This window comes from Amycolatopsis sp. NPDC051071, assembly GCF_040682875.1.
Classification (GTDB): domain Bacteria; phylum Actinomycetota; class Actinomycetes; order Mycobacteriales; family Pseudonocardiaceae; genus Amycolatopsis.
In genome coordinates this window covers 16,354-32,571 of the sequence record NZ_JBFBBY010000015.1, presented here as the reverse complement: position 1 = coordinate 32,571, position 16,218 = coordinate 16,354, and the positions used below count along the sequence as shown (strand labels likewise).

Sequence of the window (16,218 nt, the reverse complement as noted above, 5' to 3'; positions counted from 1 at the left end):
CGGTCATGGAGGACAAAGGCCCGCCGTCGGGCGATTTCTGGAACCTGATCCTGTCTGAAGGCGGCGGGACCGTCGACGACTACTACCCCCCGGACAGCGCGGTCCACGCGCAGGAGAAGGCCGAGGGGTTCAAAGCGGGCGCGAATCACGTGCGGCAAGCCGTGACACGCACGAACGACGTCGTGACCCAGCTGCACAGCAGCGCGTGGCGGGACAGGGGTGGCGCGGGCATGCGCGATCTCGTCCAAAACAACAACAACGGCGAGAACGGCATCATCCAGATCGCCGGCGGCCTCGATTCCCTCGGCGGCGCGTACGAGTCCTACGCGAACCTCCTCGTCGACATCAAGGACAAGATCCACGACACCTACGACCGCAACCACCTGATCTACCTCGCGCTGGGCTGCAATCTCCCGTATGTCAGGGGCTACTACCGGCGAAAGCTGGCGGAGGGGGTGGCCAAGGACATCAAGAAGATGATCAGCGATACCGCGCACAACATGCTGCATCCGTCGACGCCCGACACCACCCCCCACGACGGCTTTTTCGGCGGCCTCTGGGATTCGGCCGTCGTCCAGCTCAAGGCGCTCGCCGGGCTGGCCGGTTACGGCGAGGGCGGCTTTTCCGTCTACAACGCGGAGCAGGCATGGGGAAACCTCGGCCTGCTGGTCGGCGGCGCGGCGTTGTACGGCCTCGACCCGAATTTGGGCCAGTTCGTCGACGACAAGCTGTTCGACGGCGTGCTCGGTGACACGCTCACGGAATTCGGCAAGAACTTCATCGCCTATGACGAATGGAAGACCGACTGGAAGCACGCACTGGGATACACCACTGGGAACGTCGCCGGCCTGCTCGGTACCCGTGGCGCCGGTGCGGGCATCGCCCGCGGCGCGCGTGCCTTGGGAAAGGGCGCGAAAGCGGCCGACCTCACTGGATTCCCCAAGGGGCTCCACAAGGTCGGGGATGTCGTCAGCAAGGCGAATCTCACCGGAGTGACGAAATACGGCCTTGGCAAGGCGGCTCATGTCGTCGACGACTTCCGGAGTTCCCGCCGGGCGGAAGACGCCGCGCCCGGTGTCCCCCATGGCAAGGACTCCACGCCTCCCCCGGGACCGGTCGAGAAGACGCCGAACGCGGGCGGCTCCGAACCCCCGAACCCGGGGCCACCGCGTGACAGGGAGCCGTCGCCACCCAACCCGCGCGACGGGGAGCCGGTGCGTCCCACCCCGGCCGAGAAGGAGGGGCTCCGGCAAGGCATCGACAAGAAATTCGCCGACTTGGCCGAGCACTCGCCGACGAGTAAAGCGGCCACTTCCCTCGGCGATTCCTTACACGCTCCGGAACCCAGGTCCGCTCCGCCACACGGTGGAACGCCTGCCGAACAGCACGGCGCCACCCCGAATCGGCATGGTGGGCAGGATCCCGTACCTCAGGCGGACCGCCCGCCGGCCCCGGAGCCGGCCGCCGCCGAGCCGAAGGCGCCGTCGGAGTCCCACCGCGGCGGTGACCGGGCCGACGCCTCCCCGTCCCGTGACGGTCTCGACGGCCAGACCGGGCACGCGCAGCCGAGCGTGGACTCGCCACCGCACGGCCTCCGGGATCAGCTCGGCCCCGGGCAGAGCGGTCTGTTCGACAAGGCGTGGACGGAGTCCGCTCATTCCGGCTACCCGCCGAGGGTGCGGGAGGAATTCGCGTTCTGGCGGGCGACGGGGCACGTTTCGCCCAATATCGGCCACGGCCTCCGCATGGAGATCATCGACTCGATGCGCAAGGCGGACGTCGATCCTCCGCCGCCGACGCTGTCCCGTGACTCCGTCACGAAGGAAGACGTCGCGGGTGGCGCGATCGGGCGTGACGCGGCGAACATGGCCCGGAACGACCTGAAGAACCTCGGACGCGAAGGGCCGGCGCCCGCGAAGGTTCTGGATGGACTCCGCGACCGCGGGACCGGACAGCCAGGCGAAACCCGCGCCGGGAAGCACGGGGAAGAAGCGCCGGTCGATCGTCGGAATCCGGTTCACGACGAGGCGGGCCACGGGTCGAAGGACGGTGTGGGCAGCGACCGGGACGGATCGCGGGACGGGTCGCGAGGCGACCGGCACGGCGAGGACGGCGGCCCCGCCGATCGGGTCAAGGACGACGAATTGGCGCTCCGGGAGCGGCGCGAGCGGTTCGAAACGCCGATCGACCAGTTCGCGAAGAAGCACATGCCGGACGAATACGCCAAGCGTCACGGGGACGACGACGGCCCCATCGACGGCGTGGGGCCGGGCGGCGGCAACCCGAAGCAACCGGGACCGGTGCCGGGTGACGGCAGTGGTGCGGCGGCCGCGCCGCGTTCGTCGGCGGTCGGCCTTCTCGAAGGCACCGTCCCCTCGGCCGCGCACGAAGCCGCGCCGGCGCGAGGCGCGGATCGATCGGGGTCGACCACCGTGTCGCCCAAGCCGTTGCCTCATGCGTCCGTCGCCGGGCTTCGCGATGCCGAGCCTCACTACACCACGGGACTCGCCGATCCCGCGAGAAGCGCGGACCGCGTCGCGAAGCAGGAAGACGCGGCGGGCTTGGCCCGTCCCGAGCCGGAAAGCTTGAAGATCTGGCGCGAGGAGCGGCTACCGGAAGGGGATTCGGCCCGTCTTCCCGCGGAGCCACCGGTTTCGCCGCCGCCGCGTCCGACGCGGATCACCCCGGAGCCGGACGCCCCGGGGCGGCAGCCCGGTCGCGCGGCCGACGGTCCGGCCGCGGGCCCGCTGTCGCGAGCCGCCGACGAGACGACGACAACGCGCGAGGCCGCTCGAACGCGTCCTCCCGCGGCGTTTCCCTCGGTGCGGCAGCCCGAGGTCGTACCTCGCCCTCCCGACGGATTCCCGGCGACACGGCCCGCGGAGTTCACCGAGCCGAAGCGGCTGGACCACCGGCCCACACGTCCGTGGGATCCCGCGCCGTCGCACGGACTCCCCACCGTCCCGGTGACCCCCGTGCCGCCTGGCGACTTTCCGGGCCCCGTACCGGGGAAGCCGCCTGCCCCCGATCTTCCCCTCCACCGGCCGCCGCAGCCGGAAAAGCCGGCGCCGATCGAGCTTCCCGCACGCCCGGAGCATGATTCTCCCGCGTTGCCCCAGACGCCCGCTCGTCCCGGCGACCCCGTCGCTCCGGGCGTTGCGCGGCCGTCGGTTCCCGGGTGGCCCGAAGAGTTCCCCCTCCGGATCGACCGGCAGGGCCCGCCGGCGCCGGAGATCCCCGCCTGGCCCGGAAGGGACGACGGTGGCGTCGACCCGGACACCGACCCCCTCGCCGAAGTACCGCCCGAAGTACTGGAGCAGTTGACCGACACGGAGCGCGAGGCGCTGCGGAACCTGGCCGCCGGACTCGGCTGGAACGCCGCGCAGGTGCTGCACCGCGTTCTCGACGAGATCATCGACCGGCTCATCCTGCACCCTCGGCCCGGCGAGCCGCGCAGGATGATTTCCCGTGACGCCGATCTGGCCGAAAAGCTGAAGTTCCTGGAGGAACACGAAGAGCGCGAATGGCTCGGCGAGCGGCTGGCGGAGATGACCGGCACGCGGCCGGAGAAACCGAGGACGGTACGACCGGAACGTGGCGGCGGCGGAACACTCGGGCCACAGAGAATGCCGAATTCGCTGGGCCCTTGGGGATTCGCCGACGCCACGGTGCGGGAGCACCAGGAGATCGACGCTCTCCGGCGGTTCGCGGCGTATCTCGCCGATCCGGTGAAGAACCCGCTCAGCGACAGCGAACGGGCCGCGATCCGCGAGATCCTCGCCTACCGGGCACAGCGGGTCCGCGGGGAAGACCCGGCGCTGGACGCCTTGTACGAGCTGCTCCTGGAGAATCCCGGCTGGCTCGCGGGTGCGGAGATCGAGGGCGGACCGCGGCCCGTGCTCGACGAGCGGGGCGAGCCGACCGGGATGGTGGAAGTAGCGGGCCGGCTGGCCGGGCTCACCGGCTTGCGGATCCTGATCGTCCCGGCGCGCGATCTTCGCGAGGGGTCCGCGGCCCGCCGCGAAGCGATGGACCGGGCAAGGGCCTGGCTCGACGCGGCACCGGAAGGCGTGCGGAACAGTGCCGTGCTCGACGGCAGGCACCCGGCCGGCAAGGACCCCGAATCGGCCTCGCTGTCTCGAGAGCTGATGGACATCGGTTTCGACGTGGTGTTCCAGCACCGCGAATTCCAGGGCAGGGAAGCGAAAGCGGCTCCGTACACGGTGTTGGACTCCCTGCCGCATACGAAGAATTCCTTCCCGGAGAAAGCGACGGCAGACCGCCCGGTGCGTTCGCCGGCTCTGGCCAAGGCCCTTGGCGAGGAAGCGGCGGCGAGGGCGAGGCAGTTCGTCGAGCGGCACTGGCCGGAGCGAGCGCTCGAGGGCGATCTACGCCGGCTGGACACCGGGCAACTCACCGACGCGATGCTCGTGGGCGCCGAGATCGTCCACGTCGTGCCCGCGAACCGGGACGCGCACGGCAGGCCAACCGGTTTCCCGTGGGTCGTCGTCCGGCTCGCCGACGGCGGCCTGGCACGGGTCATGGTGGCCGACCTCCGCGGCTCCGGTGACGCCGCTCATCAGGATCTGCTGCGGCGGGCGCGGGAAGACCTCGCGAACCGGCCCTTCGGCAAACGCGATTTCCTGGTGGTCAACGGTCCGGCGGCGTGGAACGACCAGTCCGGCCTGCGGGAGATCACCCGGCGGTTGACGGAGGGGCCGGGACGACGGTTCGCCGGCGTGCTGTACCGCCAGAACTGGGAAGGGCCAAGAACACCGGGGAAGGACTCGCCGTTCACCCTTCTGACGCCGAACCCGCGGCTCAAGGGCAAGCTGCTCGCCGCTCCTCCCCGCGAGCCGATGGCGTCGAAACCGGAGAACAAGCCCCCGGAGCCGAAGGAGATCACGGAAGCCGAATGGCTGACCGAGTTCCGCGCGCTGGCCGATGTCATGGCCGGGATGTACGAGCGGCTTGCCGCCGAGGCGGGGCCGTCGGTCGCCTCTGACGAAGTCTTCGCGGTGTTCAAGGAGAACAACCCGGAATTGTTCGGGTACCTCAAGGAGGTCGGTACGGCGGCAGCCGTCGACGCGAGCAGGCTGGCCGATCTGCTCGGTGACGGCGTCGAGCGCCGGGCGTGGTCCCCGGCGGCGCGAGAGAACCACCTGGACAACGTGGCGATCGGGATCACGCGTGGCTGGGATCTGACCGACGCGGAACGCGCGCTCCTGGCGGCGATGGACGCCTACGCGCCCGAACTCCCGGCCTTCCGCCGCGAGTTCGGCGATCTTCTCGACCGGGTCCGGCAGACCATGCCCGAGAAGCTCGAACCGTTGCTCAGGGATCTCGGCGACGAGGCGTACTCCATCGACGAGAAGATGCTCCTCGCGAAAAAGTACTTCGACGTTTTCCTCGATGCCGGGAACAAGCCCGGTTCGCATCCTCCGGACGAGCTTCCGAAGCAGCTCGAAGAGGCCGCGCCAAAGGTGTCGGCTTTGCTGGAACAGGAAGCGGCGCTGGGCTCGCTCTCGCACGAGGAGGTCCAGCGGCGGACGACGTCCTGGGCGGGCTTCGCCGGCAAGGCCGCCGAGTTGCGGGACTCGATCGCCGCGGCGGAACGCACGCAGGACGTGCGGCCGGTGCTGGAGACTCTGCGCGCCCTCAGCGATTCCCTGCGCGCGTACGCCAGGGAGCACGCGGATTCCCCCGTGCCCGGCTGGGTGGAGGTCGTCGAGTTCGATCTCCTCGATCCGCACCGCATGCGCTTCCTGCGGCCGTCGGTGAGCGGGAACGGCCGGTTCGACGTGGTGACACGGGCGATCACGCGCCACTGGCTCGAAGCGCTGTTCGGTGCGGAGGGAGTGGATTTCGCGCACCGCCTCACGGAATCGGCGGTCCCTTGGGACGGCCGGTCCATCGCGAGCCATCCGATGCGGGACGGAATCCTGGCCCAGATCGGCGAGGACAAGCTCTTCGGCCAGTTGAAACGGCGTGCGGTGGCGCTGCCCGAACTGGGACTGAGCCTGATTCGCCCGGAGGTCGGCCTTGGTGAGCTCGTCACCACTCTGGTGCACGAGAGCGTGGTCCACGGAATGCAGGAGCCGAAGCCCGTCAACCTGTACCGGGGCCTCGCCGGGGAGTGGTTCGAGACCCTGATGCAGGCTTCGCACGAGTTCCAGGGGCGCAGCGGCGAACTCCTGGTGGTCGAGGCGTTGCGAGCGGGGGCCGTGGATTCGGTCGTACCGCGGGAACTGCGCGTCGACGTCGTTCCGCGTTCGTTGCGGGTGCCGTCGGCCGAATGGGATTCCTTCTGGATGAGCCGGGTCATCGGCATCGAGGCCGGTCGTCTCGGTGAAGCGGGCCGGGCCACGCTGTCAGGGCAGCTGCGGGAGATCGGCTTCGGCCACGAGAGTGACGCGGGCCGGATCCGGCGGGCCGTCGTCGATCCGCGACACCCGCGGATCGAGACTCCGGCCGTCGGAGAGTTCAAGGCCGATCCGGCGGCGTTCGCGGCCAAGTACCCGGCGCCTTCACCGTCGCTCCAGCCCGAAATGCCGCCACCGCCGCCACGGCCGGACAGCGGTCCGGCGGACCTGATGTGGCCGGACCCCATGGTCGGCGGCGGGCCCCGTCCCCTCGACTGGGGTGTCCCGTGGCAACCGGGAAAGCGACCACGGCATCCGCAGCGGCAGGCACCGCATCCGCGGCACGGCGGAGTGCCCACCCCGCCGGGGTTACCCGCTGGACTGGCGGGTTTCTGGGCGGCGTTGCGGGCGGAGGACCGTCGTGCGCTCGCGGATCTCGCCGCGGAGGTGGGGCCGAGGGCCGGGTTTCCCGTGCTGAAGAACTTCACGACGTTGCTGGCACGAAAGAACGGGTTCCCGGAGAAGACGGGCGAGGCGCTGGCCCACTGGCTGGCACAAGTGGCCCCTCCGGCCGGGCTTCCGCCGGAGTGGGCTCCGGTCTGGCACGCGCTTCCGACCACCGCGCAACGCGCCTTCTCGGAGTTGATCACGGCCGTCGGCGCCGCCGCGGCAACCGGCGAACTCATCGACCGAGTCTCCGGTCTGACCACCCACCAGGGCGGGATTCTCGAACAAATCGCGGACCTGCGGGGACATCCGGAGCGGTTCGGCGTCCTCGCCCGGCAGCTGACCGCGGCGATCGCCTCGGTGCCGTCGGCCGCACCGGCCGCACTTCCGGCGCCCCAGCCCGCTCCCGCGCCCGCCCCGGCAGGCCCGGTCCCCATCGAGGCGGGCGAGCCGGTGCGGGGGAAGACCTATCCCGAGAAGATCCAGCAGGCGTTGTGGGACGCGTTCCCCGAAGCGGTGAAAGTCGCCGGGATGACGATCGTCGGCCAGGACCCCCGGTCGATCACGATCGCCGATCCGCGGGGACGCACGATCGGCGTCGTCCTCGACCTCGCCGATCTCGAGGACGCGGCCGGCCAGTGGTCGGTACCGCGACGGCATCCGGACCACGGCCCGGCGCTGGGCACCATCAAGATCGCCGCGTCGACCCGGATGCCGCTCGAGGTCGCCCTCCGCGTGGCCGTGCACGGGCTCATCGCCGGGTACGCGAACCTGACCGGCGAACCCACCGCCGACCCCGGCGCGAGATTCCTCAGCCCGGAAGGGAATCTGGACGGCCTGCCGCGGCCGACCGCCGCCGACCGCGGTTATCTGGCCCAGCTCGTCGTCCTCGCTCGCGCCTTCGACAGCGCTAGATGGAACCTGCCCCAGCGATTCCGCCTCCGGAAGGAAATCCGGGACGTACTCGGCAAACTCGGCCTCGACCCGAACCAGGCGAACCACGGTCACCGCCTGGCCGCGTTGGCACGTGAACCCGTCACGTCGCTGATCAAGCGTCACCTGCCGCCCACGGTCACGGGTGGCTACCCGGTGACCCGGACCCATGTCGCCACCGGGCTCATCACCGGATTCCTGCCTTCCGGGAGCGCGGCGGTGGTCTTCGCGGCGGCGGGCTCGCCGGCCAGCGGCCTGGCGTGGGGCGTTTTCGGCCTCGTCAACGCCGTCTACAGCGGTTTCCTCGCCCGCGAATGGGAGATCAAGAAGGACGCGCAGGTCGCGGAGGTACGGAAGTACGACGCCAAAGCCCGCGAGATCGACGCCGTCGCGGCGCCCGCCGAACGGGTGCGTTCGTTGCTGGAGGTACTGGGCTGGGCCCCGGAAGAGGGCCACGACGTCCCGGCGGACAAGCAGGCGATGGGGCCGAGACCCGATCTCGCCCAGCCCCTGCGCAAACACGGGGCACGGTTCAGCGTCCCGCAATTGACCGCGCTCGGCGCGGGGACCGTGGCCTCCGTGCCCTTCGAAATCTGGGCGGACACGGGAATCGGACTGGCCTCTTGGCTCAGCCTCACCGTGTACGCGGTCGGCGCCGCGGTCTTCCTGCCGCTCGCCGAGCGCGCCAGGACCCGCGTCCAGAAGGGGGTGGAACTCAAGGAGATCGACAAGCGGGCCAGGGGCCTGGACAAGGCCGAGGCGGACGTCTACGCGGCCATGGGGCAGCGGCTCGGTCTGGAGCGGCCGCCCGAGCCGAGTGAGATCCCCGACCCGCACAACGCCCACCTGCCCATGCCCGAGCTGGGCATCATGGCCAATCTGCCGGACTTCTCCCAGTATTTCAGCGAGATCCTGCGGCGAGGACTGCGGTCGACCGCGTCGGGCACGATCGACAACACCGCGATGCTGTCCCAGCATCTGACGCTGTTCCAGGCGCTGGCCGCCTACGGGGCCGGGAAGAGCCTGCTCATGCTGCCGATCGCGATCTGGCAGCTGAACAAGCTGGACCAGCTCGAGCTCGGGTACACAGTGGACAGAAGGGCCTTCGACGAGCGGGACATCCGACGGCTGATGAGGCCGGATGTGTACGCGGAACGCATGGCGTTGCTCGAGCAGGTCGAGAAGATGATCGCCCCGCCGCGACCCGGCCTGCTGAGGCGGTTCCGCGAGGCGCTTCCCTTCCTCGGGCAACCGCGGGCGGAGCAGGTGCGCTCGGTCGTCCCGGGCGCGCTGCCGTCCGAGACCCGGCCGGGTTTCGCGTCGCGCGCCGAGTTCGTGAAGACCTACACGAGGGTTTCGTTCGTCAGCGCCAGCGTGACCGTCGGTTTCGTGGAAGCTTTCGGTGTCACCGAATCACTGGCGGTGGCCGCGATGACGGCGGGTCTGTTCGGTCCGGTGGTCGGCTGGCGCAAGTGGTGGCACCGGCGACACGAACTGGAACTGAGCGACAAGGACATCGCCGAGACCAACCAGGGCAAGGCGGCCGAACGCGTCGCGGTGCAGATGGCCGCGTCGGCTTTCGTGGATTCCCAGGTGATCCTCTCCGCCGCGACGGTGACGGCCGAGCTGGAGCGGCCCGGCCGGTCGGTCGAGCGCCAAGCGGGCCCGGTGCGGACGGTCGTCCCGGAGTTCACCGCGATCAGGATCAACGCGCACGACTATCCGTACGGGAACTGGGCGAACGCTTACCGAGACGCTCTCCGTGACCTGCGGCGCTCCCTCGGCGCGGAGGCGGTGCGGCTGGACCCGAACCGGCCTCGACGGGATTGGGGCGACTACCGGACACTCGGTGAGCGACGGCTGGCGATCGTGGAACTCGTCGCCCTCGCCGAACGGGCGGCCACGTACCTCGACGACCATCACCGGACCGGGAACGGCCTGCCGGTCTGGGAGGCCAACGCCGATCTGAGCAACGCCATCGACCGGTACCGCTGGCTGTACTCGCCAGAGTGGCCCAAGGAACTGGACCCGGCGCCGGACGCCCCCCGCCGTCCTGGCGACGACCCGGAGGTGAAACGAGCCGAGGAAGCCGCTGTCAGACACCTCCAGTACCGCGATCCGCCGGTCCGGCGGAACTCGATCGATCACCGGGGAGGGTGGCAGGGCTCGCCTCCGCGAGCGGGGGGCGAGACCCATCCCGACGGGGATGGTCGCCATGTCGACCTGGCGCCCGGCACCACGGGGCAGCACGTCCTTCCGGCGATCCACGCGGGTATTCCGGGCGCGGGAAAGTCCGGCATCGAGCGGTATATCCGGGAGCACCATCCCGAACTTCCTCTCACGAACCCGAACTATCACGCACCCGACGCGTACCTGGACGGCTACCGGACCAACTGCACCCGCGACGTCGTCTATTACGTGCGTAGGCTCCGAGGGGAGGACGTGACGGCTCCGCCGTTGCGGCCCGCGGATTCCGCGGTGCTGGGCACGCTGGAGTACATCTCGGAGCGGCTCGGCGGGACTTGGGAGCACAGCCACGGCACGAGCTACGACAGTGTCATCTCCGCGATGCTGGACCGTCCTTCCGGTGCGATGGCAGTGCTGGCGATGGAGTATCGCCTGGCAGGCGGGCGGGTCGAACGGCATGCCGCGCTGGTGGCCAACGACGAGGGCAGGATCGTTTTCCTCGACCCGCAGGACGGCTGGTTGCTGAGCCTGCCGAAGGACCCGGTCGGGCTCGATCTGTTGCCCTTCACCGATGTGGAGCTGCCGCCGGTCGGCGCGCCGGCGGGCGTCCGGCCGCCGCGAGGAGATCTTCACCTGCCGGAGCCTCGGGGCGCCGTGGTTTCGCCGGAAAGAACCGGCTACAACGGCAAGGACGACGATGTGTCCCTCGGGCCGGCCGAGGTGGAAGCCGTCCACGCGCGGGAAATCGGCCATGTCGCCTACCGGGAGACCCGGAATCCGGCGGCCGTGCCGCGCGAGGACTCCGTGTTGTTCCGGACGACACGGCGCAACGCGCTGCCCGCGATGCACGCGAAGACCGTGATCGGCCGGTGGGCGGCGGCCGCTTCCTACCTGCTTTCGAAGCACGGACAGCTTCCCGCGACCAATCCCCACTACTACGCGCCCGACGCCTTGGACGACGGATACCTGACCAACTGCACCCGTGCCGTCGTCTACTACGTGCGTCGCCTGCGCGGCGAGAACGTGACCGCGCCGCCGGTGCCGGTGGACCGGATGCGGGAGATGTCCAGCCTGGGGTACATCTCGGATCGGCTCGGCGGAACCTGGAACCACGATCACGGCACGAGCTACGACAGTGTCATCGCCGCGATGATGGACCGGCCGGCCGGGGCGCTGGCCGTCATCCATGTGACCTCCACCGAACGCGGCGGGTCGGTCCGCGACCATGTGGCGCTGGTGAGCCGGGACGCGAACGGCGTCGTCTTCCTGGAGCCGCACAACGGCTGGCTGATGCGCTTGCCGAAGCGTGTGACGGGAATCGGCTTGCTGACCTTCACCGACGCCGAACTGCCACCACGCGGGCAGGCCGAGATCCTCACGGAGGCGACTTCCGAAGTCGCGCGACGGGGAGCCGAAGAGATTCTGCGTGAGAGCGTGCTGGCCCCCCGACCCGGCCCGATCGACCTGACCGGCACGCAGTGGGCGGCGGTCAGGGCCGTGCGTGAAGGCATCGTGTCGTTCCCGGACAGCCCACCCGTGCGCTCCGTCCCCGCGTCGCCCGAAGACCAGGCCTGGCTGGACGACTTCGCCGCCTGGCTGGCGGAAGCCGCGGGTGGCACCGCCGGCAGTCACAGCGACGCTTCGAAGGACACCGGCCTCGCGTCCGCGTTCGTGACGTTCGACAAGGTGTCCTGGGCTTACCAGGCACTGGACGTCGTGCGTGAGCGGCTCGGCACCGAGCAGACGGAGATCGTGAGCCTCGACGACCGGTTCGTCCGGCCGCGCCACGACGGCTACCGCGATCTCCGGCTGACCCTGAGGCCGCCGAGTGGTCACCTCGCCGAACTGCAGTTGCGGCTCAAGGCCATCGAGGAGGTCGCGGAGACCGCGCGTGCGCTCGACGAAACCGTCGGCGCACTCGTCGGCCGGGAGGAAGAACAGACGAGGCCGTTGTCGCGTGACGAGGAGGCGTTGGAGGTGACGATCCTGCGACGGCAGGCCGAGTTGTTCGACGAGGCGACGAAGCGTGGCCTGCCGTCGTCCCCACCGCCGGGGCCGGAAGCGTTCGGGGACGCGGCGGAGGCGGCCATGACCGCGGCCGAGCCACTCGACTGTGTCGAGTTCGGCGACGGTCGCCAGAGTGCCAACGCCACCTACCACCTGACCTATGCCGACCACCCGCGGACCATCTACAAGCCGGCTTCGGGGGAGACTCGCGCGTTGGGGTCGCACCTTCCCCTGGCGGGACAGGGATATCGTGAGAACGCCATGTACCGGCTGGCACGAGCCGTCGGCTCCGACGCCGTCCCGCCGACCGCGTACATCGACGGACCACTGGGACCCGGTTCCAGTCAGGTGTGGCGCACAGACGCCGGTCCCGCGCTGGAGGTGCCGGCCTATCCTCGCGAGCAGCAACAGCTGATCGCCTTCCTGGACTACGTCGCGGCCAGTCTGGACAGAAGCCCGAGCGACTGCCTGACCGGTCCGTCCGGGGAAGCGATCGTGATCGACAACGGCCAGTCCTTCCCGGATTACGCCGACCCGCTGGCCGGGATCAGGTCCGGCTTCGTGGCCGCCTGGTTCGACGTGCCGTTCGACGCGGAGGTGCTCGCGGCGATCCGGGCGATCGACCCGGCCTGGCTGGTGCGGATGCTCGTCGCGACGGGGATCGGGGACGAGGCGGCCGAAGGCGCGCGTGAACGGCTGGAAGAGCTCCAGCGGCTGGGCAGGATCGCCGGGCAGACGTGGCCCGCCCGCATCTGGGACCACGAGTGGAAACTGGTGAGGGAGTTCAAGTGAGGGACACGGCGGGAGGAGTGATCGTGCGGGCTGCCGAGGCGATCGCCAAGGTCGAACAGTGGCTGAGGGCGGGGAATCCGGTCGACCTGACCCGGGGGGAACACGCGGTCCGGGTCGACCACGAGAACCTGCTGCGGATCCCGGAGGGCTGGTTCGTGCCCTACGACGCGGTTCGCGCGCTGGACGGCGGCGAGCGGCTCGCGGCCCTCGTGCCCAAACCCGCGCTGATCGTGCGCGAGGACGGAAGCCTGCGCCATCCGGATCCCGGCCCCGACGGCACCGGTCCGAGTATCGCGGTAGCCGTCGCCGGTCAGGACGACTGGCAGGAAATCGTGGAACCCGAGTTCGCGCGCAGCGGAGTGGCCCATCTCGGCGTCCCCGCCGTCGCCGTCATGGCCTGGCGCAAACGCGGCCCCCAAGGCGGCGAGATCCGGGTCAACCCGGACTACCGGCTCGGCCCCGAACGACTCGGTCATCCGGCCATGGACACCACCGCGGAGCAGTTGCTCGGCTGCTGGGAGACAGGCCGGTTCGACCGGCCGCGGTACCTCGCCGGCCTGCTGAGCGCGGAGCTCTACTACCCGGTCGACCACCGGACCGGGCAGCCTCTTTACGGGCTGTGGCAGGAGAATCCGCGCACTTTGAGAGTGTTCACCTCCCGCAGGCGGCTGCCGCCCGGTACCTCGAAATGGGTGCGAACGGATGTGCTGTCGTTCGTCGCGGAGTTCCCCGGAACCGGGCTGGCGATCAACCCGGGCGCGTTCCCGTCGGACGTCGTCACCGCCGTCGAACTCACGCGGACCCGTGCGCGGTGGCCCGAGTTCCGCGCGGCCGTCCGGGTCGTGGAGGTTTCGCCGGAATACTCCCAGGAAGTGGCGGCCGCGGCGGAAGCGATCCGGGCGGAACTGGGGCTCGCCGAAGCCGTCTCCGGGCTCCAGGAGGCGGCGGGCAAAGCCAGGGCCGCCGGATTCGAACTGTCCACTGAGGACTGCGAGCGGTTCGTTCGCGGCCGGGCTTGGGAACAGCGCAACAGGGCCGCACACGCCGGCGTCGACTCGCCGGACGACGACCTCTCCGGACAGCGGTGGCCGGCCGACCTGCGAGCCAACGGCCTGGTCGCGGGGTACGACGCGGCGGGGCGGATCCGGCCGCACGCGGTGACCTCCGGCAAGTTCTTCCGCCAGGACGCCGACGGCACGGAGTTCGCCTGGCACCGGGTGGCGGGCGCGTTCGCCGGGTTCGCCATCGGGGAGTCGCTGGGTTCGGCCGTGGACACGATGAGCCTGCCCGAGATCCGGGCGCGGTACGGCGAGGACGGGATCCTCGAACCCACCGGGACGATCGGCCCGCTGACCCGGCAGTTGCTGTTCCACACCGAGGGGCTGATGCGCGGCCTGCCCGCGAGGTTCAGTGGCGCCGCCCCCGGTGGCTTGATGGCGCTGGGAGCCTTGTCCTCGCAGCGGTGGCAAGACGCCCAACGAGGAGAGCGCGACGGCTGGCTTTCCCAGGTCCCGCTGCTGTGCGTGCCGGGAGAGGCCGCGCCGTCGACAGGGGACGACGTCGCCTTCCTCGTGCCCGGGATGGTCGCGGCGCTCTGCGGTGGCGGTCCGGAGTCCGATGTGGACACCGTGGCGCAGGTGGGACGCCTGCTGGCGGCGGGCGGGGGCGCCGACGGGCCCACCGCGGAAGCGGCCGGGGCGATGGCCGAACTGTTCAGCCAGTTGTTCCGGCGCGGGGAACCGCTGCCGCCGCACACCCTGCTCCAGCGGATCGTCGGGCGTGGACCCGCCCGTGGCCCGGTGACGGACGCGCTGGCCAACGCGGTGCGCGCCCGGACGGAACTGGTCCGCACGGATCCCGAAGAGCTGGACGGGGCGGGCCGGGGAGACACCGCCGTCGATGCCTTGGGCCGGGCCATGATCGCGGTGTCGCGACGGTTCTTCGACGCTGAGTGGGCGATACAGGCCGCTGTCGGCCACTCCGGCCGCAGCGCGATCACGGGGGCGATCGCCGGTGCGGTGGTCGGCTCGCGGGTCGGAATCCCCGGCCTGCCGTCCGGGTGGCTCGATCGCCTCGAAGCGGCCGATCTGGTGGAAACCGTCGCCGGGGACGCGTTTTGGCACTTCTCGGCGCAGTCCCCGTCGACGGACCAGCGCTATGCCGCGGAATGGGCCCGGCGGTATCCCCGGACCTGAGACCGGCCGAGCGGGTCTCGGGTCACTGCCCCGCGTCCATGAAGTGCCGGAGGATGCCGTCGAGTTCCTCGAAGGGGGACCGGCGGCCGGAGCCGAGCCGGAACCACGCGGCCTCACGGCCCTCTCCGCCGTACATCTTCACCTCATGATCGGGAGGAGTTCCCTTCCCGCCCACGAGCATTTCGTGCCCGATGAGGACGCCGTAGGGCACGGCGGGCAGGGTCGGCGTGCTGGAGCGCAGGCCGTTCCGCCTGCCGGGGTGTGCGGCGACCAGCATCTGCCGGACGAGCGGAGCGAGTGCCGCGACCAGCGTCTCGATGGCCTCCTGCCGCACCGTCCCGGCGGCCGGGCCGCTGAGTTCGATCTCTTCGAGCATCCCGGTATCCACTGTGGACACCCGTAACCGGCCGGTCACGCCGGGGCCGACGACGACCAGCCCGCTCGCTTCTGGCGAGCGGTCGCGGCAGAACGCGCCGAGCTCCGCCGCCGACCAGGGTTCGGTCGCCGGCTCGGCGACACCCCAGCCGCTCGGCTCACCGCCGGTGAGCACCGCCACGGCGGCTTCGACGATCTTGCCGAGCCGCGGCGGTTCCCCGGCCGGGTGCAGGGCGGCGATCCGCAGTTCCAGGTCGCCGGAACGGGGTGCGGTATCGACCGCGGTGGGAGCGGGGACGCCGGGATCGCGCTCGAACCGGCTGCCGTTCCAGGTCAGCGGGATTCCGCTGGTCCCCTCGCGATGCCGCCCCCGGTCGTCGCGCACCACCCACTCACCCCGGACCTCCGAGAGCAGCTTTTCGAGCGGGTAGGTGATTCCGCTGTGTTCGGCGGTGACCAGCTGGAGCGTCCGGCCGGTCCCGACGGCCGTCCACGCGGCGTCGATCAGCCTGGGGGAGGCGGGGACCACGGTGCGGAACTGCTCGAAGACCAGCGCTTCCTTCACCGGTTCGACCATGACAGACCTCCGGTCCCGGCGACCAGCGCCGTGGTGAACGCCCTGGCGGTCGCCTCCGCTTCCGGATCGTCGCCGGGTGCCCAGACCTCCACCCACCACACCGGATGCGGCGCCTCCACGTCGGCGCCGATGCCGAGCAGACGCCGCACTTCACCGTCGGTTCGCACCAAGTGGACGTCTTCGAGGGTGGTCATGAGCCGTCCGTCGGGATGGTGAAGCCGGATGAGCGGCTGCTCGTCCCGGAAGTCCGCCAGCAGTTCCTCCCCGGCCGCCGCCAGCGCCGGGATGACGGTTTCCGGGCCGGGTTCGTCGCGGCACAGGCCGATGATGTCGAAGGTCACGT

4 protein-coding genes are annotated in these 16,218 nt (G+C 70.6%); 2 read left to right on the top strand and 2 right to left on the bottom strand.

What is annotated here, in order from left to right; translation table 11 throughout:
* Nucleotides 1–5: 5 nt before the first annotated feature.
* A complete protein-coding gene (locus tag AB0M65_RS07730) occupies nt 6–12,728 on the top strand; it encodes a toxin glutamine deamidase domain-containing protein (RefSeq protein ID WP_364023088.1) in 12,723 nt (4,240 codons plus the stop codon).
* Nucleotides 12,729–12,751: 23 nt separating this feature from the next.
* Nucleotides 12,752–14,923, top strand: a complete 2,172-nt coding sequence (locus AB0M65_RS07725; RefSeq protein WP_364023085.1) for an ADP-ribosylglycohydrolase family protein — start codon at nt 12,752–12,754, stop codon at nt 14,921–14,923.
* Nucleotides 14,924–14,945: 22 nt separating this feature from the next.
* Here the strand turns inward: AB0M65_RS07725 and AB0M65_RS07720 are convergent, their stop codons facing one another.
* Nucleotides 14,946–15,875: a DUF6177 family protein gene (locus AB0M65_RS07720; protein ID WP_364023083.1), complete on the bottom strand. Its 930-nt coding sequence runs from the start codon at nt 15,873–15,875 to the stop codon at nt 14,946–14,948.
* The gene (locus tag AB0M65_RS07715; RefSeq protein WP_364023080.1) at nt 15,860–16,216 is read right to left on the bottom strand and encodes a hypothetical protein; all 357 of its coding nucleotides are present in this window, start codon (nt 16,214–16,216) and stop codon (nt 15,860–15,862) included. Before AB0M65_RS07715 ends, AB0M65_RS07720 begins: the two co-directional genes overlap by 16 nt.
* Nucleotides 16,217–16,218: the final 2 nt, after the last annotated feature.